This window comes from Winogradskyella sp. PC D3.3 (assembly GCF_054366245.1).
The window spans coordinates 335,154-360,327 of record NZ_CM135962.1 but is presented as its reverse complement, the minus strand read 5'-3'; the positions used below and the strand labels follow the sequence as shown (position 1 = coordinate 360,327).

General features: G+C 33.5%; 23 protein-coding genes. 4 read left to right on the top strand and 19 right to left on the bottom strand.

What is annotated here, in order from left to right; genetic code table 11:
• Positions 1-55: 55 nt before the first annotated feature.
• The 12 genes from ACXGSQ_RS01575 to ACXGSQ_RS01520 all read right to left on the bottom strand — a co-directional run bounded on the left by ACXGSQ_RS01575 (position 56) and on the right by ACXGSQ_RS01520 (position 9,940).
• Positions 56-901, bottom strand: a complete 846-nt coding sequence (locus ACXGSQ_RS01575; protein ID WP_458627900.1) for a hypothetical protein — start codon at positions 899-901, stop codon at positions 56-58.
• Positions 902-1,086: 185 nt separating this feature from the next.
• Positions 1,087-1,485, bottom strand: a complete 399-nt coding sequence (locus tag ACXGSQ_RS01570) for a hypothetical protein (protein ID WP_458627899.1) — start codon at positions 1,483-1,485, stop codon at positions 1,087-1,089.
• A 54-nt stretch (positions 1,486-1,539) separates the two neighbouring features.
• The gene (locus ACXGSQ_RS01565; protein ID WP_458627898.1) at positions 1,540-1,959 is read right to left on the bottom strand and encodes a hypothetical protein; all 420 of its coding nucleotides are present in this window, start codon (positions 1,957-1,959) and stop codon (positions 1,540-1,542) included.
• Positions 1,960-2,100: 141 nt separating this feature from the next.
• Positions 2,101-2,883, bottom strand: a complete 783-nt coding sequence (locus ACXGSQ_RS01560; RefSeq protein WP_458627897.1) for an ABC transporter permease — start codon at positions 2,881-2,883, stop codon at positions 2,101-2,103.
• Positions 2,876-3,583, bottom strand: coding sequence for an ABC transporter ATP-binding protein (locus ACXGSQ_RS01555; protein ID WP_458627896.1), 708 nt, complete (start codon positions 3,581-3,583; stop codon positions 2,876-2,878). Before ACXGSQ_RS01555 ends, ACXGSQ_RS01560 begins: the two co-directional genes overlap by 8 nt.
• Entirely contained in the window at positions 3,577-4,812 is a 1,236-nt protein-coding gene (locus ACXGSQ_RS01550) for a nitrous oxide reductase family maturation protein NosD (RefSeq protein WP_458627895.1), read from the bottom strand. Before ACXGSQ_RS01550 ends, ACXGSQ_RS01555 begins: the two co-directional genes overlap by 7 nt.
• A 4-nt stretch (positions 4,813-4,816) precedes the next feature.
• A complete protein-coding gene (locus ACXGSQ_RS01545; RefSeq protein ID WP_458627894.1) occupies positions 4,817-5,254 on the bottom strand; it encodes a nitrous oxide reductase accessory protein NosL in 438 nt (145 codons plus the stop codon).
• Between the two features lie 26 nt (positions 5,255-5,280).
• On the bottom strand, positions 5,281-5,895 hold the full coding sequence (locus tag ACXGSQ_RS01540; RefSeq protein WP_458627893.1) for a hypothetical protein: 615 nt from the start codon (positions 5,893-5,895) through the stop codon (positions 5,281-5,283).
• Between the two features lie 140 nt (positions 5,896-6,035).
• Positions 6,036-7,994 (bottom strand): Sec-dependent nitrous-oxide reductase, encoded by a 1,959-nt coding sequence (gene nosZ / locus ACXGSQ_RS01535; protein ID WP_458627892.1) that lies wholly within the window; start codon positions 7,992-7,994, stop codon positions 6,036-6,038.
• A 27-nt stretch (positions 7,995-8,021) separates the two neighbouring features.
• A complete protein-coding gene (locus ACXGSQ_RS01530) occupies positions 8,022-8,594 on the bottom strand; it encodes a fasciclin domain-containing protein (protein ID WP_458627891.1) in 573 nt (190 codons plus the stop codon).
• Between the two features lie 6 nt (positions 8,595-8,600).
• A complete protein-coding gene (locus ACXGSQ_RS01525; protein ID WP_458627890.1) occupies positions 8,601-9,086 on the bottom strand; it encodes a c-type cytochrome in 486 nt (161 codons plus the stop codon).
• A gap of 308 nt (positions 9,087-9,394) precedes the next feature.
• Positions 9,395-9,940 carry an alpha-ketoglutarate decarboxylase gene (locus tag ACXGSQ_RS01520; protein WP_458627889.1) on the bottom strand — a complete coding sequence of 182 codons (546 nt, stop codon included), beginning with the start codon at positions 9,938-9,940 and terminating at the stop codon, positions 9,395-9,397.
• Positions 9,941-10,054: 114 nt separating this feature from the next.
• Here ACXGSQ_RS01520 and ACXGSQ_RS01515 point away from each other — a divergent pair, with 114 nt between their 5' ends.
• Positions 10,055-12,811, top strand: a complete 2,757-nt coding sequence (locus tag ACXGSQ_RS01515; protein ID WP_458627888.1) for a 2-oxoglutarate dehydrogenase E1 component — start codon at positions 10,055-10,057, stop codon at positions 12,809-12,811.
• A 74-nt stretch (positions 12,812-12,885) separates the two neighbouring features.
• On the top strand, positions 12,886-14,100 hold the full coding sequence (odhB, locus tag ACXGSQ_RS01510) for a 2-oxoglutarate dehydrogenase complex dihydrolipoyllysine-residue succinyltransferase (RefSeq protein WP_458627887.1): 1,215 nt from the start codon (positions 12,886-12,888) through the stop codon (positions 14,098-14,100).
• 560 nt (positions 14,101-14,660) lie between these two features.
• Here the strand turns inward: odhB and ACXGSQ_RS01505 are convergent.
• The 7 genes from ACXGSQ_RS01505 to ACXGSQ_RS01475 all read right to left on the bottom strand — a co-directional run bounded on the left by ACXGSQ_RS01505 (position 14,661) and on the right by ACXGSQ_RS01475 (position 23,649).
• On the bottom strand, positions 14,661-15,290 hold the full coding sequence (locus tag ACXGSQ_RS01505; protein ID WP_458627886.1) for a response regulator: 630 nt from the start codon (positions 15,288-15,290) through the stop codon (positions 14,661-14,663).
• Between the two features lie 96 nt (positions 15,291-15,386).
• Positions 15,387-15,827: a retropepsin-like aspartic protease family protein gene (locus ACXGSQ_RS01500; RefSeq protein ID WP_458627885.1), complete on the bottom strand. Its 441-nt coding sequence runs from the start codon at positions 15,825-15,827 to the stop codon at positions 15,387-15,389.
• Complete coding sequence (locus tag ACXGSQ_RS01495) at positions 15,815-18,337, bottom strand: CHAT domain-containing protein (RefSeq protein ID WP_458627884.1); 2,523 nt, start codon at positions 18,335-18,337, stop codon at positions 15,815-15,817. Before ACXGSQ_RS01495 ends, ACXGSQ_RS01500 begins: the two co-directional genes overlap by 13 nt.
• Before the next feature lie 72 nt (positions 18,338-18,409).
• On the bottom strand, positions 18,410-20,362 hold the full coding sequence (locus tag ACXGSQ_RS01490) for a DUF7849 domain-containing protein (RefSeq protein ID WP_458627883.1): 1,953 nt from the start codon (positions 20,360-20,362) through the stop codon (positions 18,410-18,412).
• Positions 20,363-20,601: 239 nt separating this feature from the next.
• The gene (locus ACXGSQ_RS01485) at positions 20,602-21,633 is read right to left on the bottom strand and encodes a hypothetical protein (protein ID WP_458627882.1); all 1,032 of its coding nucleotides are present in this window, start codon (positions 21,631-21,633) and stop codon (positions 20,602-20,604) included.
• Between the two features lie 136 nt (positions 21,634-21,769).
• The gene (locus tag ACXGSQ_RS01480) at positions 21,770-23,527 is read right to left on the bottom strand and encodes a T9SS type A sorting domain-containing protein (RefSeq protein ID WP_458627881.1); all 1,758 of its coding nucleotides are present in this window, start codon (positions 23,525-23,527) and stop codon (positions 21,770-21,772) included.
• Positions 23,524-23,649, bottom strand: coding sequence for a hypothetical protein (locus ACXGSQ_RS01475; protein ID WP_458627880.1), 126 nt, complete (start codon positions 23,647-23,649; stop codon positions 23,524-23,526). Before ACXGSQ_RS01475 ends, ACXGSQ_RS01480 begins: the two co-directional genes overlap by 4 nt.
• A gap of 123 nt (positions 23,650-23,772) precedes the next feature.
• Between ACXGSQ_RS01475 and ACXGSQ_RS01470 the strand changes: the two genes are divergently transcribed.
• Complete coding sequence (locus ACXGSQ_RS01470; protein WP_458627879.1) at positions 23,773-24,354, top strand: RNA polymerase sigma factor; 582 nt, start codon at positions 23,773-23,775, stop codon at positions 24,352-24,354.
• A gap of 4 nt (positions 24,355-24,358) precedes the next feature.
• Positions 24,359-25,105 carry a tetratricopeptide repeat protein gene (locus tag ACXGSQ_RS01465; RefSeq protein ID WP_458627878.1) on the top strand — a complete coding sequence of 249 codons (747 nt, stop codon included), beginning with the start codon at positions 24,359-24,361 and terminating at the stop codon, positions 25,103-25,105.
• The last annotated feature ends 69 nt before the right edge of the window (positions 25,106-25,174 follow it).

The following is a 25,174-nucleotide window of genomic DNA, read 5'->3' as shown; positions in this document are numbered from 1 at the left end:
TTACAGTTGAGATTCTTCACGTCGTGCCTCGTTCTAAATAACAGTAAAGGAGAGTTTAGAACTCTAATTCTAAATATAAGCTACTTGCTTCGTTCTCTTCTGTTACGTCTTCTCCTTTTAAAACCTCGCCATTAGCGTTCATTAACTTTAGATTTAATTTCCAATATCCAGTCATGGTTAATGATAAATCGCCATAGTAAAAATTGTCTGCATTATTAAAGGTTAAATCCGTGTTGTTTGGTGACGAATGATTTCCCATGCCAGGCATACGTGGATCTAAAGCAATAGTATAATCTTCAACAACAGGGAATGTCATCATATCTTGCATTTTAAATAAACCAACTTTCATTTCGTTTACGGCAATACTTGGGTCTTTTGGTTCAATTAACGCCAAGATATAATTGGTGCCATCGCTACCCATAAAACTCGCTGTGTTTTGGTTTTCATATTGCATTACAGAGATAGTTTCAGTAACTGAATAATCTGTACCATCTATATTATAGTTTAAAGTTAATGACCAACCAGAACCATCTGTATTTGTCATTTGGTAGATGATAAAACCTTCGTAAACGGTATCTTTTCCTAAAGCTTTAGAAATTGTAGATTTAGGTGAAGAATGTTGCATCGTTGGCATTTGCATCATTGGCATCCAAGAAAGGGTAGCATCCTCAATATAGCTATCTGTTGTGTTGTCTTTAAGTCTAAGACTAATCCTATTATAGCCAGTTTCAAACATGCCTTTTTCATTGTAAAGCTCTATAGTTTGGTCACCGTTTACAATGGTTTGTATGAGTTCTAAATCTTCAATTTCATTAATTGGTGTTGCGTCATCATCGTTATCTGTTGAACATGAAAAGAATAAGGCGAAAAATGCAATTGGTAATATATATTTAAGTTTCATCTGTTTGTTTTTATTTAAGATTATTGTCAGATGGAATATCCTTGTGATCCTACTTATTTCATTGAAATGTAGCTCATGGATATTTCATTTTAATGTATTTAAGTTGTTTTTTGATGTAATTGTTCTGTTTGAAGCCGATTTGGTTTCAAAAAATGGAAATTTGCGCGTTGTAAAGCTTCAAAAAACTAACTTAAATCTGGAGGGGGAGTAGGGATAGCATAAAAGCCAGAAACTGGTTGTTTTATTCTGTAATATGTATTGTTTTGGAATCTTGATAATTGATTAAAATTATCAATAGTTTGGTTTGTAGTTTCATAAATAACAAAAACGTCTAAGCGTGTTCTGTCAGTGTCTGGTAGTGGTGCATCTGAACTAGAACTTGTGTTGTTTTGTACTAATTGCTTTGCTAAATGACATTTTCCGTTACAACCTTTTTGATCGTCTTTTTGAATACAAAGTGTTTTAGCAATAAAATCTTGGTTGACTATAAAATCGGTTACAATAACCACATTGTTAATGTTGTTCGCTAATAAAACGAACGTTAAAAACAAGGCCGTGACTTTATGTATAACCTTTAATATCATAATTCAAAATTCAGACTATTTTGTCTTTAATTATATGATTTATGTCAGTTAAAGCTATATTTTGAAATATTGAAAATAGGTGGCTGTTAAGCGTTTTAAAGTTGTTACCTTTTTATCTATATCTGACGCATTTTCTAGGTCTTTTATATCTGTAATTTCTTCTAGAATAGGAACGAGTACCACATGAAGCTGGTCGTGTGCTTCGCCTTCCATATCACAGCTTTTAATAATATAACTGGTTTGTTTTGAAAGTACATCACCTAAAATTTTTCCGCTTGTTGACGTGTGGTTCTTTAAAATAGAATCGATACGTTTCATACCAATATGGGTTTCTTCATTGGCAATCCACTTTTCGTTGTTGTTGAGTGTTAAACCTTCAAGTTGAATGGCTTGTGGTTCAGTTTTAGATGTTTCGTTTTTACAACTGAAAGTTATCGCTAAAAGCAATATGAGTATTGATATTTTTGTTTTCATAATCTTATAATTTGTTTGAATGATTCTTTCATACGAGTAAAAAAATCTGCGCAAATCTGCCTTATCTGCGGAAAAAAATAACTAATGTAAAAATCTTTCCCTCAGATTTCGCAAATTTGCGCAGATAAAAAAGTCGTTAGTCTAAAAATCTTTTTTCTTTGATTTGAATACAATGCGTAACACAGGCATTACAACCCAAACGGTTAGCATTACAAAAGATACGATTAAACCAAAACTTGTTCCGAAAAATTGTTTGAAGACCGCACCTGTATATCCTAATAAGGCTGAAATATCTAATTTTAAAAGAATAAGCGTTCGCGATAAATCTATAGGATTCAGCATAGTGCCAATAAGCGATACTTTATCTAGTGGATAATCTTCAAAGAAAATTAAGGTCATTAAAAAGAGGCCATCATAAATAACCGCCAAGAACAACCAAAGTAAGATGGCATAACCAAAGCCTTTAATTTTATTCTCATTAGATAAGGCAATATTAAACGCTAATGCTGTAAAAATTAAAGTTAAAAATGTACCTGTGATTAGTAGTAGTGAAAAATCCCAGATGGCACTGCTTTCAAACAAGCCATAGAATACAAAAGGAATGCCTAATCCTAAGATTAAACTCATAGATAGTGATAAGGCAACACCTAAATATTGTCCTAAGAATATGGACGACCGTTTAATAGGTTGGGCTAAAAGTAACTCTGTAAATTCCTGTGAATTATAATAATACATCACACCAAAAATAGTGCCTATTAATGGTACTAAAACGATGATGACGTTCATTAAGGTAATAACGGCTTTTGATAAGTCATTATTCAAAAACAATAAGACAACACCTAATAATAAATAGAAGGCAAAATACACGTAACTCCAGCGACTACGCATAAGGTCGTAAAAACTATATTTTAATATTTTAAGCATGGTTATCGGTTAATATAGACGCAATTGCATGTTCAAAATCGGGCTGATTGGTCTTGGTTTTTAATTTTTGAATACTACCTTTAAAATAAATTTTGCCTTCAAGGATAAATACAATTTCGTCTGAAATTTCTTCAACAAAACTCATAATGTGTGAGGTGATGAGAATGGTTTTTCCTTTAGCTTTTTCGGCTTTAATTAAATCTTTTAATCTAATGAGTGAAATTGGATCTAAACCGGAAGTTGGTTCGTCTAAAATCACAATTGGACTATCGAACATAAAGGTTAAAACGAGATTTACTTTTTGTTTGGTTCCTCCGGAAAGGTTTCCCAATTTTTTGTCTAAAAAGGGTTCCAATTTAAAAAGATCAATTAAGCGTTCGTCTTCATTGGTGGGTTTGCGTAAATCCTTAATCATTTTGATTAATTCTTTAACCCGAAGGTTACTCGGAAAGTTAGCGATTTGCGGTAAATAGTCGATTTTATGTCGGTAGTCTGAATTCTTTTTAATGTTTTCGCCAAGCACAGTGATATGGCCTTTATCAGGAATTACCATACCTAAAATCGATTTTATTAAGGTAGTTTTACCAGAACCATTTGGACCAAGTACAGCAAAAATTCCACCTTCGCTTATTGATAAATCAACACCACTAAGGACTTGATTCTTTCCAAATTTTTTATGTAGATTTTCAATCGTTACCATGTTAGTTTTTTTATTTGAGGGTTGTTGTCCAGTAAATCATCTGGTGTAAAAACAGGTGATACTTTTTCAGAGAAATCAATGATATCTATAAACATACTGCGTAGTAAAATGATGGTTTCTGGCGTACGATTTACGATGTATGAAAATAGTTTTACGGGGCGGTAAGGGATATCTCCAATACCATTTTTATCTAAGTCGTAACCTGTGTAGCTACTCCAGTAATTTTTGTCGAATTCATTATCATTGACTTTGCTATTGTAGGCAATATCAAAGGAATTATACAAAAAGTTGTTTTCTGTAAAAATGTTGGTATAGCAGGCGCCTTTAACTTTAATCGCCCAGCCATTATTTTCAAAGGTATTGTGCGTATAATTAATACGGTTAGACCCTTCTACATTAATACCAATGGTGTTGTCTTCAAAGGTGTTGCCTTTAATTTCGGCATCGTTAATTTCCTTCAGCAATAAGCCATAAGAGGCGGTTCCCCAATTTTCTTTAAAACTATTATTAAACATTTTTATACGTCTTGAAAACATCACAGCAACACCAGCCCCATTGTTTTCAAAGGTATTGTCTTCGTATAAATCGTCATTAGAGAACATAAAGTGTAAGCCGTAACGCACGTTTAATGCACTGACGTTGTTCTTTATGGTGCAAAAATTAGAAAACTCTAAATAAATACCGTCTCTAACATGCTGCACAAAATTATGTTCAATCAGTACGTTTTTACTGTACCAAAGTTGAATGCCGTTTCCGGAATTATATTCCTCTACAGCTTCACCAATTATTTTATTGTGAAAGACTTTACCATCACTTGATTTTTCGATATAAATGCCGAAGAATAACTTTTCTAAAACCAAATTTTGAATCAAGAAATTTTTACTGTTTTTAACACGGATGGCTGCGTAATCTGCAGTATAACTATTACCAACATTAATGATGAATAAACCATCGACAGTAACATTATCTGAAATAATCGTAATGATTTCTCCTTTCAATTCACCATCAATAATTGGATAATTTTCACCAATGATGGTCAAGGGTTTATCAACGATAACATTATGTTCCTTATAGGTGCCTTTTTTAACGACAATGGTATCAAAATCCTTTGCCTGCGCAATACCATCGCTTAATGTTGAAATAGGGCAGGTTTTGCAAACTTCAACGGTTTGAGCATAAGTAAATGGAGTCATTAAAATGACGGCTAATAAAGCTAAAATATGTTTCATGTTACTAGGCTTTAAATTTTGCTAGTAAGGTTTCCCAAGTGTATAATTGACCTCCTTTATCTGCTTGAGTTTTTTCAGCATCGGATTTGTTTTTAAAGGCAGAAAGAAAAGCTCCCATCGGACTAGGAATCTGTTCGCTAATTAAAAAGGTGGCTTTTGTAGCATCAATTAATGCTTCAGGTTCTGTATAGTTATTAGATAAGTACAATTGAATTTCAGTAGCGTCAAAATCCTTTATAAAGTTAATCATACATTCTGTAGCATCAAACTTATAGACTTTACCTTTTTGAGTTACGATTTCTGCGGCATGAACTTTATCTACAATAGTCATGGTGCAAAATTGACAACTGTCGCTTCCGTAATTTATGGGTTCTGGACCAACATTACAACTTAAAAACAGAAGTAGTAATACAAGGCTTGAATAGTATTTTAGTGTTTGCATGAGTGTAGTGTTTTTTTAGATGACTATTATGGTGTTTTTAAACTTGCTTTTCTGCCTATCCAAAAAGCAATAAGGGTTAGTGCCATGCCAATAAACATAAGATATCCTCCTATGTGAGGCCATGAATCGACATCAAAATTTAGTAACTTTTTATAACCAATTAATGGTGGTTTGTAAGACATTGGTGTACCATCTGGATTGGTTACTTTAATAATAGCGTGTGGATCTAAATTTCCACCATAATCTACTAACCAATTGTTAAAGTCGTACATACCCAAAATACCAAGTATGGACATTAATAAAAACCAACCTAAAAAGTATTTATAATTTAGCTTTTCAAAATAGCCTAATAGGCCAATAGCAACTCCTAAAATGGCCATGCCTAGAATAACTTTAGGAAAAACTGAAAACTCCCACATTTCTTCTGCTTTTGGGATTGTTTTCATGCCAATATAATGGTTTAAACCATCAATGTTTTGTAGATCAAATTCTTCAACACCTTTAATACCTTGAATATAGATATTCATTCCTAATGGATCAGGATATTGAGGTGCACCTAGCATAATGTTCCAAAGAGGAAATTTAAAAAGCCCTAATAAGAGTAATGAACCTATAATCATTATAATTCCAGCCTTTTTCATAATATTCAGTATTATCTAATTTAATCATTCCGTTTTTAGTGATTTAAAAAAGAAAGGCGAGAGCGACATGTCAACTCTCGCCTTATATTAGGAAAATAAACACTAAAACAAAATTTCCCTAAATTTTTAAAAGTAATTGACTATTCTCCTAGAGACCAAGACAATTCAATGTCGGAATTAGCAGGCGACACACGAACATAGCCTTGCATTTCTTGGTGTAATGCAGAACAGAAATCGGTACAATAGAATGGCCAAACACCTACTTTTTGAGGTTCCCATGTTAATGTTTTTGTTTGTCCTGGTGCGATTAGTAATTCGGCATTTCTAGCACCTATCATAGCAAAACCATGTGGTACATCAAAATCTTGTTCTAGGTTAGTGATATGAAAGAAGACCTTGTCTCCAACTTTTACACCTTCAATATTATCTGGTGAAAAGTGACTACGTATCATAGTCATATATACATGAACGTTTTTACCATCTCTAATTACTTTGGTATCGGCATCACTCAAAGCTTTGTTAGGGTGTTGGTTTTCTGATAATTTAAAGATTTTACGAGAATTATTTTTAACAATCTCTGCTGGAATAGCTGCGGCATAATGCGGTTCTCCATGTGTAGGGAAATCTAGAAGCAGTTCCATTTTGTCTCCAGAGATATCGTAAAGTTGTGCAGAGTGCTCCATTTCTGGACCTGTTGGTAAATAACGGTCTTTTGTTATTTTGTTCATGGCAAACATGTACTTTCCAAAAGGTTCTGCTGAGTTTCCGCCAGGTATGGTTAAGTGACCTACAGAGTAATAGGTTGGTTTTCTGTCAATAACTTCCCAGGTGCCTAATTTCCATTTTACAACTTCAGAAGAAATAAAGAAAGTGGTGTAAGCATTGCCTTGTCCATCAAATTCAGTATGTAAAGGGCCTAATCCTGGTTGTTCCACTGAGCCTGCTAAAACATCTTCGAAATTTAAGATTGGAATACCATAAGCTTCACCAGCAAATTTTTCGTTCTTAATGGCATCTAACATTTTTGTAAATGAGTGTACAGTTAAATTAGCAGACAATTTACCATTACCCACAATGTACTCTCCAGAAGGATCTACATCACATCCATGAGGTGATTTAGGCGTTGGAATTAAATAAACGGCTCCAGGAACTTCTGAAGGGTTTACGACACGTACTTCCTTTTTCATTGTAGAGGTTGCAGTATGTGTGTCATCATTATATAAATTATGTGCATACTCAGCTGGCATCATTGTACCACCACCATTATTTACATACGCTTCAATTTTTTTCCAGTTGATGGCTGCAATAAAATCTTTATCATTTTGAGACGCATTCACCTCTAATAGTGAATTGGCTTCTTCTGTATTATAAGTGGTGAAGAAGAACCAACCATGGGATTTTCCACGTCCAGGATGCGATAAATCGTAGTTAAAACCTGGCATTAATACTTGGAACTTAATATCCATATGTCCATGTTCTGGATCTACAGAGATAAACGATAAAGCCCCTTTAAAGTTGCCTTTATAGTCTTTTATAGACATATCTTTTTGAGGAATTGGCACAGAAAAACGAGTTCCTGCTACAACATACTCCGTATTTTCGGTTATAAAAGAAGAACTGTGGTTACCAGCACTGTTAGGTACTTCAATAATTTCTTCAGTTTCAAAAGTGGTTAAACTAATTCTGGCAATACGAGGGGTGTTGTTACCATTAATAAAGACCCAGCGACCATCTAGTTTTCCTTTGGTTTGAGAAATGTCTGGGTGATGCGAATCGTCCCAAGGTACAAAACCATAAGAGGTTTCTAGCATAGGTTTCGTTTCTTCAGAATAGCCATAACCATTTGTTGGAAATTGAGAGAATACAGGGATTTCTTTAAACATTCGTCCAGATGGTAAACCATAAACGGTAAGGTTACCACTATAGCCACCAGAAATGAAGGCGTAATGGGAATCGTGTTCTCCAGGTGTTACATAAACTTTTTCTGCATTGTTGCTAGATAAGGCACCAGAATTACTAGACTTATCGGCATTGTTGCAGCTTGTAAAAACGGCAAAAACCGCTACAATTGCAAGTGTTGATTTTAGTATTTTTTTCATTGTTTATCGTTTTAATTAGCGTTTGTATTATTCAGTTGGAGGCAATAAAACCTTGTCTATAACATGTACAATACCGTTGCCAGCTTTAATACTTGCTAATATTTTTGCACCTCCAATCATAGGTTCTCCGTCTACAACTTCTACCTTTACATAATCATTATTAGCCTGACCTAGTTTTTTAAATTTCTTTAAAAAGTCTTTAGAATAGTTGCCAGGAGTTACATGATACTTTAAAATATTAGCCAAAGCATCTTTGTTTTCAGGTTTCAATAAATTTTCAACAGTACCTTCTGGTAAAGCTGCAAAGGCTTCATTTGTTGGTGCAAAAACCATTAATGGTCCTGCGTTTACTAAAGCATTTTCTAACTGAGCAGCTTGCACAGCAGCAACTAACGTCGTGTGGTCTTTAGAAGTCATAGCGATACTTAGCACGGTTGTGCTTCCGTCGTCCTCAATAAAGGCTTGGCCAGTTCGTTCAGAGGATTGTGTTTCGGTGGTTACGTCTGAAGACGAGGCTGAAGCGTCTTTGCTCGTGTCTTTACAGGAACAGAAAAGTATTGCGATTATAAAAACAAGAAACACATGTTTAATTGGTTTCATGGTTTGTTATTTTAAGGTTCTAAAATATTCTAAGACAGCTCTGGCTTCTTCTTCAGTAAGATGTTGGTTAGCCATTGGAGCTCCATTGAATTCCATTAGTAAATCCTTAGCCAATGGGTCTTCTTGAACCATTTGTTCTGGATTTAGAATCATGTTCATAACCCATTCTGGAGTTCTTCTTTTTAAAATTCTTGTAGGTGCAGGACCAATAAATTTTTTATCGGCTTTATGGCAGGCGGTACACATTTTGGCGTAAACCTCCTTACCGTGTGCGGCCATGTCTTGGTCAATTTCTGCACCCAAGGTTACAGTGGTTATTGGTCCAACACCTTTATTAGTAAGTTCTATACGTTGCGAAGCTGCAACTTTCTTTTCTACTTTGGCTGGTGCTTTTTTACCGTAACCTGTTTCTTCTTTCTTTTTGTCATTACCACCACAACTTAGTACAGTTGCAATAGCAATCATTGATAATAGTTTTAAATATGTTCTCATCGTTCTAGATTTAAGTTTAGCAAATTTAGAGTGCATGCTACAATAAAAACATGACTTATGTCATATTTAAGACTTATTTGTCCTATTTGAGAAAATAAATCAAGAACACATCAAATAGGTTTGATTTTTAGGGGTTTAGATGGGTTTTAAATTGGGGGTTAAATTGAGAATAGATCTAAATCAGAGTTTTATAGCATCGTTGAACTTGACTGTTATAAAATATTCTAAGACGCCATTGAGGTAAAACTAAGGATGAAGTTGTTTTAAGTTATGGGGTCTAATTTATGGGAAAGCATGAGTGTTTTCGTTTAAAACCTAAATCTTACAAACGGCATCCAAGCTTCGGAATAAATACTTTTGTCTTTATCATAGAGTACATCATATCTAATACCAATAGTTACATTATTGTTGGTATAACCAGCTCCTATAAATATGGCTGGATACCAATAGTCTTCTTCAAGATTTGTTATAAACCTATCGTCAAATTTTCGGTTGACATGTAGTTGTTCAAATTCTGTAGAAATCTGAATTTCTCTATAGGGATTAAATAATCCTATAATACTCCCTCCCAAGACCGTAGATTTAAATAGGTCTTTTTGAGAACTATAAGAAAAATTGAGTCCAACACCCGTCGCTACATAGGGGTTAAACCTATATAATGCATTTGGAGCTAAAGATCCACTAAAAAAGCCATCTCCAAAGTTTAAGCCTATACCACCTCCATAGTCAATATGACTCCAAAAATCATTCTGTTTTATAGGTGCTTCTTGAGCAAATGAAAATAATGTAAAAAAAACGATTAAAAAACTAGATAACGTTATTTTGAGGTTGTAAAAATGCTTCAGATTTGTCATTGTAAAATTTGTTCCGTTCAATATGTTATAAATATAATAAATCCTTAACTATATTTAGTAAAAGTTGTATTTTTGAATAAATTTTGTTGAAACGACAACGTCTCAAAAAGTAAAATGGATAAATATTCCTTTCTCAACGCGGCACATACAGCATATTTTGCTGATTTATACGACCAATACCTCAAAAACCCAGATTCTGTAGAGCCAAGTTGGCGCGCCTTTTTTCAAGGTTACGACTTCGGATCTGAAAATTACGGATTAGATGGTGAAATTGTAGAAGGTGTTTCTACGCAAATACCGGAACAGCTTCAAAAAGAATTTCAGGCTCTAAAGCTCATTGATGGCTATAGAAGCAGAGGTCACTTATTTACTAAAACCAATCCTGTACGAGCAAGACGTAAGTATGCTCCTACTTTAGAAATTGAAAATTTCGGATTGTCTAAAAACGATTTACAGACTGTCTTTTCAGCTGGAGAAGTTTTAGGTTTAGGCTCTGTGACATTACAAGTTATCATTGATCACTTAGAAAAAGTGTATTGTGAATCTATTGGTGTAGAGTATATGTACATCAGAAAACCTGAAGAAATTAAATGGATTCAGCAGAAGCTTAATGTTAATGATAATCATCCACAGTTCTCTCCAGATCAGAAGAAAACAATCTTAAGAAAACTAAATGAAGCAGTTTCGTTTGAAAACTTTTTACATACCAAATATGTAGGTCAAAAACGATTCTCCTTAGAAGGAGGTGAAGCATTAATACCAGCTTTAGATGCTTTAATTGAAAATGCTTCTGGATATGATGTAAAAGAATTTGTAATGGGAATGGCGCATCGTGGCCGTTTGAGTACATTAACAAATATTTTCGGTAAATCTGCAAAAGATATTTTTAGCGAGTTTGATGGTAAAGATTATGAACAAGAAGTCTTTGATGGTGATGTAAAGTACCATTTAGGATGGACTAGCGATCGTGTTAGTGATGCTGGTAAAAAAATTAATCTAAATATAGCACCAAACCCTTCGCATTTAGAAACGGTTGGAGCTGTTGTAGAAGGAATTGTTAGAGCGAAGCAAGACGACAAATATCCTGATAACCCATCTCAAGTATTACCCATTATTGTTCATGGTGATGCTGCAATTGCAGGTCAAGGTTTAGTATATGAGTTGATTCAAATGGCGCAACTCGATGGATACAAAACCAACGGAACCATACATATCGTAGTTAATAACCAAATAGGGTTTACTACTAATTATTTAGATGCGCGTTCTAGTACGTATTGTACCGATGTTGGTAAAGTAACACTTTCACCAGTATTACACGTTAATGCAGACGATGTTGAAGCTGTAGTACATGCTACATTATTTGCATTACATTTTAGAATGAAATTTAAGCGCGATGTATTTATTGATATGTTGGGCTATAGAAAATATGGACATAACGAAGGTGATGAACCTAAGTTTACACAGCCCTTATTATATAAAGCGATTGCAAAACATAAAAATCCAAGAGATATTTATGCAGAACGCTTATTAGCTGAAGGAGTTATTAATACTGACTTTGTTGCTAAAATAGAAAAAGAATACAAAGATAAGCTCGAAGAAAAGCTTGAGGATTCTCGTAAAGTACAGAAAACAGAGATTACCCCATTTATGCAAAATGAGTGGTGTAATTTTACCACAGCACAAGAGGATAGGATGATGCAGCCTGTGGATACAACGTTTTCTAAAGAAGGACTTGAGAAAATTACAAAAGTTATATCCAATTTACCTGAAGATAAAAAATTCATAAGAAAAATTCAACGTTTAATAGAGTCGAGACAAACCATGTTTGACGAGAATCGATTAGACTGGGCAATGGCAGAGCATTTAGCCTATGGATCTATTTTATTAGAAGGGCATGATGTACGTATTTCTGGACAAGATGTAGAGCGTGGAACATTTTCACATCGACATGCTGTTGTAAAAGTAGAGAATAGTGAGGAAGAAATTATCTTACACAATAAATTAAGCGATCAACAAGGAAAGTTCTATATCTATAATTCCCTGTTGTCAGAGTACGGTGTGGTTGGTTTTGATTATGGTTATGCTATGGCAAGTCCAGAAACATTAACGATTTGGGAAGCGCAGTTTGGTGATTTCAGTAATGGAGCACAAATCATGTTAGACCAATATATTTCTGCAGCAGAAGATAAATGGAAGCTACAGAATGGATTGGTAATGTTATTGCCTCATGGTTATGAAGGTCAGGGAGCAGAACATTCTTCTGGTCGCATGGAGCGTTATTTACAACTTTGTGCAAAAGATAATATGTTTGTTGCGGATTGTACAACACCTGCAAACATGTTCCATTTATTACGTAGACAAATAAAAGCAGATTATAGAAAACCTTTAATTGTCTTTACACCAAAAAGTCTCTTGCGTCATCCTAAAGTCGTTTCTACTGTAGATGAATTTGCAAACGGTAGTTTCCAAATGTTAATTGATGATGCTAATGCTAATGTGGATAAGGTAAAAACACTAGTTTTTGTTACAGGTAAGTTTTATTATGATTTGTTAGAGGAACAAGAAAAGCTAGGAAGAGATGATGTGGCTTTAGTTAGAATAGAACAATTATTTCCTTTGCCAGCTCAAGATATGAGAGCTATACTTCAGAAATATAAAAATGCAGATGATGTGGTTTGGGCTCAAGAAGAACCAAGAAACATGGGAGCTTACAGTCACTTATTAATGCATTTTGACGAAGCTAGACAATTTAGGTCAGCAAGTAGAAGGCCTTATGGTGCACCAGCAGCAGGAAGTTCAGTGCGTTCTAAGAAAAGACATAAAGAAGTTATTGATTTTGTTTTTGATAAAACTAAAAACAATCAGAGATAATAAAATTAAGGTATCAAAAGAATGATATCGGCAAACAAAAACAACGTAAGACCATAGGTTATAAATAAAACAATATGATTTTAGAAATGAAAGTGCCTTCACCAGGCGAATCAATTACTGAGGTGGAAATTGCAGAATGGTTAGTGCAAGATGGAGATTATGTAGAAAAAGATCAAGCTATTGCTGAGGTAGATAGTGATAAGGCAACTTTAGAGTTGCCAGCAGAAGCTAGTGGAACTATTACTCTTAAAGCAGAGGAAGGTGATGCTGTTGCGGTTGGTGCTATTGTTTGTTTAATCGATACAAGTGCAACAAAACCAGAAGGAGGAGAAGCACCTGCAAAAGTTGAGAAGACAGAAGAAGCACCAGTAAAAGAAGCGGTTAAGCCCGTTGCTACAGAAGCTAAAACATATGCAACAGGTACAGCAAGTCCAGCAGCAAAGAAAGTATTAGCTGAAAAAGGAATAGATGCTAGCACTATTTCAGGAACTGGAAAAGATGGTAGAATTACGCAAGATGATGCTGTAAAAGCAGTACCATCAATGGGAACACCAACAGGAGCAAATAGAGGAACAACGCATAGTAAAATGTCGATGCTTCGTCGTAAAGTTGCTGAACGTTTAGTTGAAGCTAAAAATACGACAGCAATGTTAACCACATTTAATGAGGTTAATATGACGCCAATATTTGAATTACGTAAGCAGTATAAAGAAGACTTTAAGGCTAAGCATGGTGTTAGTCTTGGATTTATGAGCTTCTTTTCTTTAGCGGTAGTTAGAGCATTAAAAATGTATCCTGCTGTGAACTCTATGATTGATGGTAAAGAAATGTTGACTTATGATTTTGTAGATATTAGTATTGCGGTTTCAGGACCTAAAGGACTAATGGTACCCGTAATTAGAAATGCTGAGAATTTATCATTTAGAGGTATTGAATCTGAAGTTAAGCGTTTAGCACTTAGAGCTAGAGATGGTCAAATTACTGTTGATGAAATGACCGGTGGAACGTTTACTATAACTAATGGTGGAGTATTTGGTAGTATGTTATCAACACCAATTATTAATCCTCCTCAAAGTGGAATTTTAGGAATGCATAATATTATTCAACGTCCTATCGCTGTAAATGGTAACGTTGAAATTCATCCTATGATGTATGTGGCTTTATCTTACGACCATAGAATTATTGACGGAAAAGAATCTGTTGGGTTCTTAGTGGCTGTTAAAGAGGCCTTAGAAAATCCAGAAGAATTATTAATGGATAACAATGTTAAGAAGGCTTTAGAGTTATAAGTCTTGTAATACATAGACATAGTATTAAATGAAAAAAGCGCAATTCAATTTGAATTGCGCTTTTTTTTACTCTTAACTAACAAGAGCGATTAACTAACTAAAATTAACTGAAAAAATTGACAGCAACATTTGCTGATATTACGATTATAGAACTGATGATTAATAAGATAATAAAGACTTTGTCTCCCTTTGTACTTGATTCATTTTTCATTGTTTCCATATACTTAATTGTTTTTTATAAGCTCCAAATAAATAGATTCGGTGCCTATAAGATTTTTATTTGAGGTATAAATTAATAGCTGGTGTAAAGTTGCAAATAATTGTAATACAATACTATACGTGACTTTACGTATTTTTTAATTTTTTTCCATAAAAAAAGCCTCGAACCGAAGTTCGAGGCTATAATAATCCCTAAGAATTAATCAATCCTAATTTTTTTAGAATTAACTAATAACAAATTTTATGCTACAACCCCTACATTTGTAACACGGGGTAAAGGTCATAAAAAAAACAATACCATACTATACGTAACTTTACGTAGTTTGCGAATTATTTTAAAATTAATTGTCAAATAGATCAGAATTTTCTTTAGCCCATATCAATAGACTATTCTGTTTACTTTCTAATTTTAATTTTTTGATGATATTACTTTTGTGTTTTTCTACTGTTCTAGGAGATATTAAAAGTAATTCAGCAATTTCTACTCCAGTTTTGTTTTGTGATATATACTTTACAATTCCCTTTTCGTGGTCAGTTAGTAGTTCAAAATTTTCTGGTAACTCATGCAGTTCTAAAAACTTTAGTAATTCAGGACTGAAATAAGGAGTGTCTTTTATTACAGAGGTAATACAGTTTTCAATTTCGGCTAATGCAAACTCTTTTAAAACATAACCAAAAATACCTAGTGCTTTGGCATCATAATATATTTTTTCGTCTTTTTCAAAAGTGATAAGTATAATTTTTGTGGCAAGTTTATCAGCTTTACATTTTTCTGCAATCTGTAATCCGGTAAAAAACGGCATTCTTATATCTAAGATGGCGATGTCTGGAGTGTGTGCTTTAATAAGCGTTAGTGCTTCCTTTCCATTTTTAGCACTAGCAAGTACATTATATTTTTTTTCTATTAAAAAATCATGTAAACCCTTTAAGAGTAAAGGATGGTCGTCTGCAATAATGATTGTAGGGTTCATTTTTCGCTATTAATTCAATATAACTTTAAGCTCTAAAGGTAGTAAGAAACTTGGGTATATAAAATTTCTCATTCCAAATTAATACCTAAGATGGAATTATAATTTTAAGTATAAATATTTTTTCTCGTAGTCTATTACGGCTTTTCCTTTCTTTAATACATCTGCACCAAGAATACCGTCAACAGGATCGGCATTGTGATTAATTAAGCCATTATTTACATGAGATAAGTTGAATAAAATTAAAGCAACACGATTTTTCTTCCATTTTCCAACTTTTATAGCATTTGAAGTTGAAATCTGTGTCAGCATGTCAGACGCACCTGCTCCAACCGCTTTAATTTCAGAATCTTTTACTTTAAGGTTAAAACGCTCAATTGCTTCAAAACCAACACAGCTATTTGATGCTCCTGTATCTAAGATAAAGCGTCCTTTAACACCGTTAATACTGGCTTTTATTTCAAAATGATTGGTTTTAGTGAATTTCAATTTCACTTTAGCATAACCTTTATTTGTAAGGAAGTCTCTTAACGTCTCCATATGTTTCTTTTAAAAATTAGTATCCAAGCTAAACCTGCAATTATCAAGCCTAATATAAAATAGGTGATGATATTAGAGGTAAGAGGTGCTTTGGGTTTGGTTAAGTCCCCAAAATAGACAAATGCGCTCCAATAATAAGGTGACTTTTTTACATTTGAAATATCAGGAGAGCTCAAATAAGCTAACTTAGCATTGTGATTAGCAGAAAAGGCAGATTTAGTTGTTTTAAGGTCGCTATAAAAACTTGACATGAGTTGTGAGGTTGATAAATCATTAATTTTCCATAGTGACACCACTAAATTAGAAACTCCTGCATATTGAAAACCACGGGTCAAGCTCATACTACCTTCTCCTTTTTGAAGCATACCAACTCCGGTTTCGCAGGCGCTTAAAACCACCAAGTCATTGCTGAGGTCTAAATTGTAAAGTTCTGGTAAATAAAGCTTTGAGTCTATGAAATCGATATTGGCTGGTGTTTTAAAATCACCACTATTGGCATGTGTAGAAAGATGTAAAATACTATAAGTATTGATCTGGTCTAGCACATCGTGTTTGGTTGCAGCATTGTACATTAAAAACTCGGTTTTAATTGCACGGTCAATGCGTTCTGCTTCATCTAAGGAATAGGTGAGTTTTAAATCACTATTATCAAAGACAGGAAAAACCCCTAATGCAGAATTTCTGAATTGATAGTTTTTTGTTTCACTATAAAATGAAGCACTTGTATGGTAAGCTAAGCGATGACTTTTAACCATAAAGGGCATTTCTGAATAATTTAATGTTGTTGTTTTTTGTGTTAGTAAACTTTCAAAGGGTATAAAATTTAATAAGCCATCAGCAACAATAACGCTATTCTTGTAGGTGCTGATTGCATTTAATTTTAATAATTTATAGAGTTGAAAGGCATCATTGGTAAACTTCGTAATGTTATTATTTATGACTGAAGGATTTTCAAAATAGTTAATATAATTTGAGATGCTTTGTTTGTTAGATTCTGATAAGTCAATACGTTGAAGGGTTGTATGATGAGGCGTAAATACAAATTGATATAAGCCTGTTTTACCATAAAAATATTCTACTAAACAAGCTGTGTCTGTTTCTAATTTTGATTTTAGATGCTCAATATCTAAAGGCCTGGTATTCGGAGTGTAGATTTTAGCAATTACATTTTGTAATTGTTTTAGTTCAGTCGTTGTGGTGATGAGTTGCAATTGTAGACTGTCTTGTTCTGATAATCTCCCTTTAATTATAGGGCTATTCAGTAAGCGATTGGTAAGCTTTTGTTGCTGTTTTAATAAGTGTTGTTCTTTAATGAGTAGACTATCGTTAGGATGTTTTTCTAAGCGTGTACGTTTATTAACATACCATTTTAAAGCTAAGGCTTTGTTGAATTCGGCATAATTAAAAGCCCGATTTACATAAGTGCTATTGCCTTTTGACTGAAACATGTTATATAGTAAGGCGATACATTTTTCACTTCGATCTTTATTGACACTTGCGTTAATAATATAACTTTCTTGACTGGTGTTTTCTTCTGCAAGTCTATTAGAAACATAAAAACTTAAATCGTAATAATGTAAAGCTCGTTCAGGATCCGTTTGTAATTCAGCCCATAAATCAAAAATATCAATAAAGGTGTTTTCAGGATATAAATCGGTTGTTTTTGGCAATTCTACGTTATTAAAATGAGGTAATAACGTCGTTAAACAATATTTTAATTTTTCTATGGCTTTGTTGTTATCGTTTAGTTTAAAATGTAACTGTGCTTCTTGAAAAGTGAATTGTGCTCTACTTCTCGCTGAAGTAAGATCAGTAATCTTTATAGGCTTTAATCGACTCAAATACGAATAAGCTAACTCATAGTCTTTATTTTTTAGAGCGGTTTCATAATAGAGCTGAAGATCTTCAACATTACTATTTCGTACTCTTGGTGTAATAAGATCGTTTTCTAATAACGAACGTTTTTGGTTGGTTTTTAAAAATAGTTCACTTCTTTTTTTAATATAATTGAGATTCGTTTTCTGATATGCCTTGATGCCATCAATTTGAAGGGCTTTATTAGCGATGTCAATAACTTGTTGGTGTTTGTTTAAAGATTGGTATAGCTTTGCTAAGTTAATAAAACCAGAAACCTGTTGTGATGTGTTATTTTGTTTTTTTGCTAGTTGAAGATAATAAGTCGTAAGCTGCTCTGCTTTTATGTAGGCATTCGTTTTATGATAAAGAATGCCCAATGGAATAAGACAATATTCTACAATGTCATAAGAAGTAATATTATGGTCATTATAAAGTTGATGGACTTTTTCATAAACGTTAATCGCTTCTTTCTGTCGATTTGTTTTATCAAAGTAATAGGCTTTATTAACTAACAGATTAATAAAAGCATAATATTGATCTTGGGTAGATAATTGTGCTTCAAATAAAGTGATTTGTTGGTCTAATGCAATTAAACCTTCATTCGTTTGGTTCTGGTTAAAAGTTTCTGTAGCGACATAAATTGCTTCTTCCAAATCTTGAGCAAAGCAAGTCCCGAAAACAAACACAAAAAATATAACAAGCCCTTTTTTTATCACGGTATTACATTAGAATTTCCAAATGGCGTAAAGCTGTAAATAATTATAATCGTCTTCTAAATTAAATACATAACGTGCGCCAAGACTTGGACCAATACGAGCAAAACCAGCAGTGGCTTCTACTAAGAAACCTTTTCTAAAATTGGTAAAAGATTCTGTGACCTCTGTATTGCTGTTACGACTATCAAAAAGAAATAAATCGGCACCTTGTCCTTCAAACTGTTCAATTAAAACGGATTGATCTTGTTTTTCATTTACCGAAACAGTACCAATGATTCCTGCGCCTAATCCGATATAATTATTGAGGTTATACCGAACTAATACTGGGATTTCCCAATCTATATTAGTGTAACTTCTGTTGGTGGTAGTCCGTTCGGTATATGGAATGCCAATCGTTCCATCATCCACAATTTCTTCTTTAATTTCAGTGTTGCTTTCAAACTTATGAAAACTGTTTAAGAGTTCAACTTGCCAATACCAACGATAGGATTTGTATGGTGAAACCGTAGCACCTATAAAGTAACTTTCAGAATTTTTAAGATCGGCAAATGAATTATAACCTGCTTTAGCACCAATCGATATTCCTGGTAAAAAGCGCGTGGTAGAATAGTTGGTAATTATCGGTTCGTTTTTATCAAAGATAATGGCCGTTCTAGATTTTGTTTTTTGTTTATGAAAGTCGTCAGAAAATTTCACACGGTATTGTACAAAGCCTTTGGTAGAATCGTACACTTTTACATTTTTCTGCTCACTTCCGGGTAAATAGATGTTTTTAAAAGTGAAGATGGCTTGCTTTGCAGTATATGTGGTGTCAAGGCAACTATAGGCTACGGGGTATTTAGGACAAATTTTAACCTTTGGGTACATGTCTAAAATTTCAATCGTAGATTTATCAAACATTTCTGGAATATCGGTTTCTAGACGGATCGTTGATGCTGGTCCTTCTCCATTGTTCTGAAACCTAATTTTAAATTTTGGACGTTTATATCTTACTAATCTATAATTAAGAAAAGTAGCATTTGATGACATTTTATTTGGATCATGAGATGTTACAATTTCCATTTCCATATCTTTTACATGATGGTTGTCATAATTATTATCTGGGACATAAACACCTCTAACTGAGATTATGGCTGAAGTGTCTTTTAGCATTTCTTTTGTGGTTTTTAGGCTGAAAAATACGTGGCGCTCTTCATTAGGTTGCATATTATCAAAACGTAATTGGCTTGAGTTTCTATAAGCAAACTTAGCTTCCTCTAATGTTCTTGGTAAATTTCTACGAACTGTGGAATCTTGAGGTTTTAGGTCTAAAGGCCTTAATTCGTCTGTTGCTGAAGCATAATAGACATCCGAATCAAATTGTGATGCATATACAATAGCATCATTTATTTCTTTTTCATTGTGATAAGGTCTAGTTTCAATAAGGTTGAAATTATCTGCTTTGTATTTTGTTTCGTTGTAGAATAAAAAAAACTTCCCATTGGTTGTGTACGATTTTGTGTTTTTGTAACTAAACACAATAACAATATCTTCATTTGGCATTGGTTCTCTATTGCGTTGAAGATTTAAGGGGCCTTCCATTGAAGCCTCGTCTTTATAATCGGCATTGGAGTTATTAACGGTTATTTTTTTAGGTCGTGTTAAAGGTGGTTTACCTGTGTCGTAATTATTAGTTGCCCATAATCTAACGGTATAGTCGCCGTTTTTTTTATACGTTTTTTTAGGTTCTTTTTCTTTGCTGAACGTCCCATCTCCAAATTCCCAAAAATTAGTATAGAAAGCTTTAGGTGCGCCTGCAATTTGATTCAGTTGTGGTGCGTTTGCTTTAAACTCAATTTGATCTCCCAATATTTTGTGTTCAATATGAGCAACTCTACGTATTGTATCTGTTGCAATGTCTTGCTGTGCAAAACTGAAAATTGAAAAGCTAAAAGCGATATAAAATAAGGTGGTTGGTTTCATGTGTTTATATGTGTTGTTTTTCAATGGTCACATGCTGTTTGCTATTAGTGCTTCCTATGGAAGATAACATTGTGAACTTGCTCGTTTTATAGCATTGGATTTATGGTGATTAAAATTAAGAATTAAAAACTAATACTGTTTCAATTTTAAAAATAAATAGAGAAAGCTCATTTATAGATAGCATAAAAAGTCAGAAAAATTAATTTCTGACTTTTACTAACTAAGTAGGTCATCTTGATTTATGGTAAATCATTTATCAAAGCTGTTAATGAAGCTTCCGTTCCTACTGTAGTCTCCCCTAAATAAAACGTTATAATATCATTGGCAACTATTGTTACGGGTTTAATAGCGTATCTCCAAATTCCATCAGATTCCGTCACAAAAATTACATGACATTCTAAACCGATTGGAATTTGCCCGTAGTGTTCACTAAAAATGTTTAAAGCATCATTATAAGTGTCTAATTGTGCTAGTGCAGGTAATTCTCCGTCGTAAGATAAATACACGGCACTATTTTGGTAATTGAAACCAGCTGGTGGCTGTACCTGAATCGTTGTTTTAGGTCTTGGGTCATTATGAAATTTGTCTACATTTGTCCAACCAAATCCGTCAATAATTCCGTAATAGTTGTCACCTTCTAAAAATAGACCACCATTTCCATCAGGATCGTTAACCTCATCCCAAACTAAGTTACCATCTGCATCTATGGCACCAGTCCAAAGTGTCATGTCTGAGTCTGCACCTCCTGTTAAACTTGTAGGAATAATGAGTTGAAAGCCACAGTTTGTGTCTAATATATTACCATTTTGAGTAGCTTCTACAAAGAATTCTCCACCTGTAATTATTAAAGCTTTATCTCCATTAGGTAATGTTCCCATAGTAGGTTTATTGGTGGTTAACATGCTGCCTTTGTCAAAAATTTCCACAAACTCTAAGGTTACGTTTCCAGAAACCGGATTTCCATTGTCTGTAAGACAGTTAGCATTAATGTTTATTTGAACACCGTTTTCTGAGGTTAAAGAAATATAACCATCGTCTGCATTGAAATTAAATATTTGTGTGTGATTGTCTAATGCAAGGGTTCTAATGTCACTAAAATCTTGAGCTGTAGGTGTTTCTAGATTTTGAGATGCATCATCAGAATCATCATTAGGATTGCAACTGGTAATAAGCATTGAGGTTGATAAAAATAGGGCAAAAAGGCTGAATAATTTTTTAGTTAAAATACGTTTAGTACTTGTCCTGATGTTAATGTTTTTAATTGTTTTCATAATATATAAATTTATCGTTATCTGTTGTTATATAAACTGCATCCTGTTTTTGTTACCCCTCTTTTTTACAAAATTTTTAATAACAAGCTACTTTGATGTTTAAGTAGCTTGTTTATTAGTAGTTTATTTGAGATACTTATTTTTTAATTATTTTCTTTTGATATGTTTTTCCATCAACGCTAACTGTCGTAATATATATGCCAGTGGGCCATTGTTTTACAGAAAGGGTTTCTGTTTTTAAGGTTGTGTTTTTAGAAAAAACCTCTACGCCTTGTGTGTTTTTTATACTTACAACTTTTGTTGTATTTGGATTAAAGTTGCTAAAATCTAGAGTCAATTTTTCTTTTGCAGGATTAGGGAATGTTGAAAAGTTCATAATCTCGTCGTCTTTAATCGCGGTCTGATCATCTCCAAAAGTTAAGCTGTATTTGTAGGCTTCCTTAACCTCTGAAGGATTAGCAATTACAACGATATCCCGTTTACAACAAGAGACTTCAAAAAAGATTTCTGTAGAATCCCATGGTAAACCTACAGCTAATTTGAATTTATAAATTTTACCCGGTCTTAGATGATAACCTGACGGTAAGAAATCGACAATATTAATGTTGTTAGGTGCTTGCGTTAAAGGTGTTACCCATGCTGAGTGTAATACTAATGTGTTGCTCCAACTTACAGGGTTAAACTCACTTAATTCTACAAAATAGCGATCTTCACAACTGCTCAGTGATCCATCCACTAACAAATTGTCTACTAAACATAATTCAGTAACATCTAAAGGTCCATATTTTGATGGGTATTGATTGACGGTATTGGGGTATCTAAATTTGGCTACTGCAGTTGCTCCCATATTAGGTCTACAGTCTTGGCAATTAAATAATTGATGGTAGCTTTGGTAAGTGTGGAGTAATGGATTAGCTCCTAGTTTTCTATCAATTCCTGTAATCACAAATTCACAGTCATATATTGCGATACTTTCTAAATGATTTTTAATTTTATTACTGATAGCAAATTCATGTATTAAACTATTACTTGTGTCAAAGAGCTCTACCTTATAATCCGGATAATTAATACTTCCGTGGTTTTTACTAATTAGTAATCGGTTATTTATATCTACATCGACAAAACCATTTGAATATTGAAAAATATTACTACCTCCAGCATGTAAATGTTTAACTCTAAATTCTGTAAATGGATATGATGTAGAGGTGTTAGTGTTGTAAAACACTTCCCAATTCGATCGTAATGCTATTTGATTATTGGTATATTCAAATCGACTACCAGTTTCTGAATAGTGAGAATATAAAGACGATAAATTAACGTGAATTAATGCGTTAAAATTTGGATTATAGGTAAAACGTTTAAGGTGTAGTTGTGAAGAGGTAATGCTCCCCATAGAATAGCCTACTACAAATTTAGAGTCTTTCATATCCATTTGTATAGAAAATGGGCTAGTGTTAGTAATTGTAGGAACATTACTTATGGGTAAAAACCCTTTGTAGACCATATTTCTAAAAATCTTAACCTTAGCGAGATTGCCTTCAACACATCCAATAAGGACATCTCCGTTAGGAGCAACTTCAATATCTGTTGCATTGGTGTTATTAGTTACTTCAATTCGAGATCCAATTAACGTACCAGTAGTATTGTACTTTTTTAAATAGGTTCTAAATGTTGTACTACCAGGAGCCGTGCGGTCTACATATAAGACATAAACATTATTATTGTGATCTAATCTAACTCTAGTAAATCCGTGATAACTAGAAATAAGGATTTGCGGAGATGTAGCGGCAAAAGTCGTACCATTATAGATTTTTAAATAATTACCACAATCGGCACCACTTACCCAATAAGCAGAAGCATAAAATGCTTTGTTTTTGTCGGAGGTAGAATTCAACTACTTATTGATGCGGTTAAAGCGCTCGTTTGTACTCCTGGAGTTAATTCTCCTTGTGCATGTGCAACGCCATAACAGGACAATAGCAATAGCATAATGATTTTTTGAATAGAATTTTTCATAATAAAAAGATTAGTGATTAGTCAATGGGTTCTCTACCCATCTGCCAATACATCAAAAGCTTTTGAAATTTGTTACCTCAATGTTTCAAAGTTTTTTTTAAATTCGTTGAAAATAAAGGGTTCATGAGCAATAAAAAAACACACGAAGACCAAAAGTATATTGATGGATTAGCGGCAAACAATACCTTTATTATTCAAACTATCTATGATAAATTTGCGCCCAAAGTGATTAATTATATTAAGCAGAATAGTGGAGATGCTTATGATGCTCAGGATGTTATACAAGAAACCATCATCACAATATATAATCAAGCGAAGCAAAAGCACCTGCAATTAACATGTCCCTTTGATGCTTATTTTTTCTTGCTCTGTAAACGCAAGTGGTTAAATCAATTAAAGAAAAGTGGTAGAAAAGAGGTAACAATCAATGAAGAAGTGTTATCTAAGGATGATGACGCACAAGTATTGTCTTTTGAAACTTCGATTTTTGAAAACAAACAGGCTCTATTTAATGAGATGTTTCAGCAATTAGGTGATGCTTGTAAAGATTTGCTTAAAGCGACTTTTAAAATTAATTCAATGGAAGAAGTTGCTAAAAGCCTAAACATAACTTACGCTTATGCTCGAAAGAAAAAGTCGTTATGTATCGGACAATTGACCAAATTAGTGCAGGCCTCGCCAAAATTTAACCAACTGAATTATTAAAGTTATGGAAGAACAAGATTATATACAGTTTGAAGATTATCTCGCAGGAAATTTATCAAATGAGGATCTATTAGCCTTTAACAAACGCTTAGAGTCAGATGCTTTGTTTAATAAAACCTTTGAGGTTTATAAAGACATGTCTTCTCATTTAAAACATGAAATCGCAAACGAGCAAGAAACATCCGATTTCAAAGCCAATTTAGATGTTATTTCAAATATGCATTTCAATACATTAGACGACCTTGAAAATACAGATAACACAATCCGCCAACCCAATTTTTATAAGTATGCTATAGCTGCGTCTGTTGTTATTTTATTAGGCTTTTTTATTTTCAACCAGTTTGGAGAGCCTTCATATGAAGATTTTAATAATTTTGACCCCATTAGTTTAACGGTTAGAAGTGCTGATGATGCTAACCTTAGTAAAGCAGAACAAAGCTTTAATACAAAGAACTATAACGACGCCATCAATGCGTTTAATGCCATTTTAGAAACGGATTTCGCTAATTTAGAAGTTCAATTGTATAAGAGTATGGCTTTGATTGAAACCAATCAGTTTGAAGAAGCTGATCATCTTCTCAATAAACTATCAAAAGGGCATTCAGCATATAAAAATAAAGCAAAATGGCTATTAGCTTTAAGTTATTTGAAACAAGAAAAGACTGCGGGTTGTATAGAAATTCTTCAAACGATACCCGAAGATGCTGAAGATTATAAGACTGCTCAAAAATTATTGAATAAGTTAAATTAACGAGTTTGTTTTATTTCCGTTGCTATAAGAGCATCGTGTTTAAGTTTTAATAAATTCTAAAATGAAAGT

Bases quoted from the DNA above. Each gene is read 5' to 3' on its own strand.
- ACXGSQ_RS01525 (WP_458627890.1), bottom strand. From the start codon at position 9,086: ATGAGAACATATTTAAAACTATTATCAATGATTGCTATTGCAACTGTA.
- nosZ (WP_458627892.1), bottom strand. From the start codon at position 7,994: ATGAAAAAAATACTAAAATCAACACTTGCAATTGTAGCGGTTTTTGCC.
- ACXGSQ_RS01575 (WP_458627900.1), bottom strand. From the start codon at position 901: ATGAAACTTAAATATATATTACCAATTGCATTTTTCGCCTTATTCTTT.
- ACXGSQ_RS01505 (WP_458627886.1), bottom strand. From the start codon at position 15,290: ATGAACCCTACAATCATTATTGCAGACGACCATCCTTTACTCTTAAAG.
- ACXGSQ_RS01465 (WP_458627878.1), top strand. From the start codon at position 24,359: ATGGAAGAACAAGATTATATACAGTTTGAAGATTATCTCGCAGGAAAT.
- ACXGSQ_RS01560 (WP_458627897.1), bottom strand. From the start codon at position 2,883: ATGCTTAAAATATTAAAATATAGTTTTTACGACCTTATGCGTAGTCGC.
- odhB (WP_458627887.1), top strand. From the start codon at position 12,886: ATGATTTTAGAAATGAAAGTGCCTTCACCAGGCGAATCAATTACTGAG.
- ACXGSQ_RS01470 (WP_458627879.1), top strand. From the start codon at position 23,773: ATGAGCAATAAAAAAACACACGAAGACCAAAAGTATATTGATGGATTA.
- ACXGSQ_RS01545 (WP_458627894.1), bottom strand. From the start codon at position 5,254: ATGCAAACACTAAAATACTATTCAAGCCTTGTATTACTACTTCTGTTT.
- ACXGSQ_RS01515 (WP_458627888.1), top strand. From the start codon at position 10,055: ATGGATAAATATTCCTTTCTCAACGCGGCACATACAGCATATTTTGCT.
- ACXGSQ_RS01550 (WP_458627895.1), bottom strand. From the start codon at position 4,812: ATGAAACATATTTTAGCTTTATTAGCCGTCATTTTAATGACTCCATTT.
- ACXGSQ_RS01520 (WP_458627889.1), bottom strand. From the start codon at position 9,940: ATGACAAATCTGAAGCATTTTTACAACCTCAAAATAACGTTATCTAGT.
- ACXGSQ_RS01540 (WP_458627893.1), bottom strand. From the start codon at position 5,895: ATGAAAAAGGCTGGAATTATAATGATTATAGGTTCATTACTCTTATTA.
- ACXGSQ_RS01500 (WP_458627885.1), bottom strand. From the start codon at position 15,827: ATGGAGACGTTAAGAGACTTCCTTACAAATAAAGGTTATGCTAAAGTG.
- ACXGSQ_RS01475 (WP_458627880.1), bottom strand. From the start codon at position 23,649: ATGAAAAATTCTATTCAAAAAATCATTATGCTATTGCTATTGTCCTGT.
- ACXGSQ_RS01565 (WP_458627898.1), bottom strand. From the start codon at position 1,959: ATGAAAACAAAAATATCAATACTCATATTGCTTTTAGCGATAACTTTC.
- ACXGSQ_RS01555 (WP_458627896.1), bottom strand. From the start codon at position 3,583: ATGGTAACGATTGAAAATCTACATAAAAAATTTGGAAAGAATCAAGTC.
- ACXGSQ_RS01490 (WP_458627883.1), bottom strand. From the start codon at position 20,362: ATGAAACCAACCACCTTATTTTATATCGCTTTTAGCTTTTCAATTTTC.
- ACXGSQ_RS01485 (WP_458627882.1), bottom strand. From the start codon at position 21,633: ATGAAAACAATTAAAAACATTAACATCAGGACAAGTACTAAACGTATT.
- ACXGSQ_RS01570 (WP_458627899.1), bottom strand. From the start codon at position 1,485: ATGATATTAAAGGTTATACATAAAGTCACGGCCTTGTTTTTAACGTTC.
- ACXGSQ_RS01530 (WP_458627891.1), bottom strand. From the start codon at position 8,594: ATGAAACCAATTAAACATGTGTTTCTTGTTTTTATAATCGCAATACTT.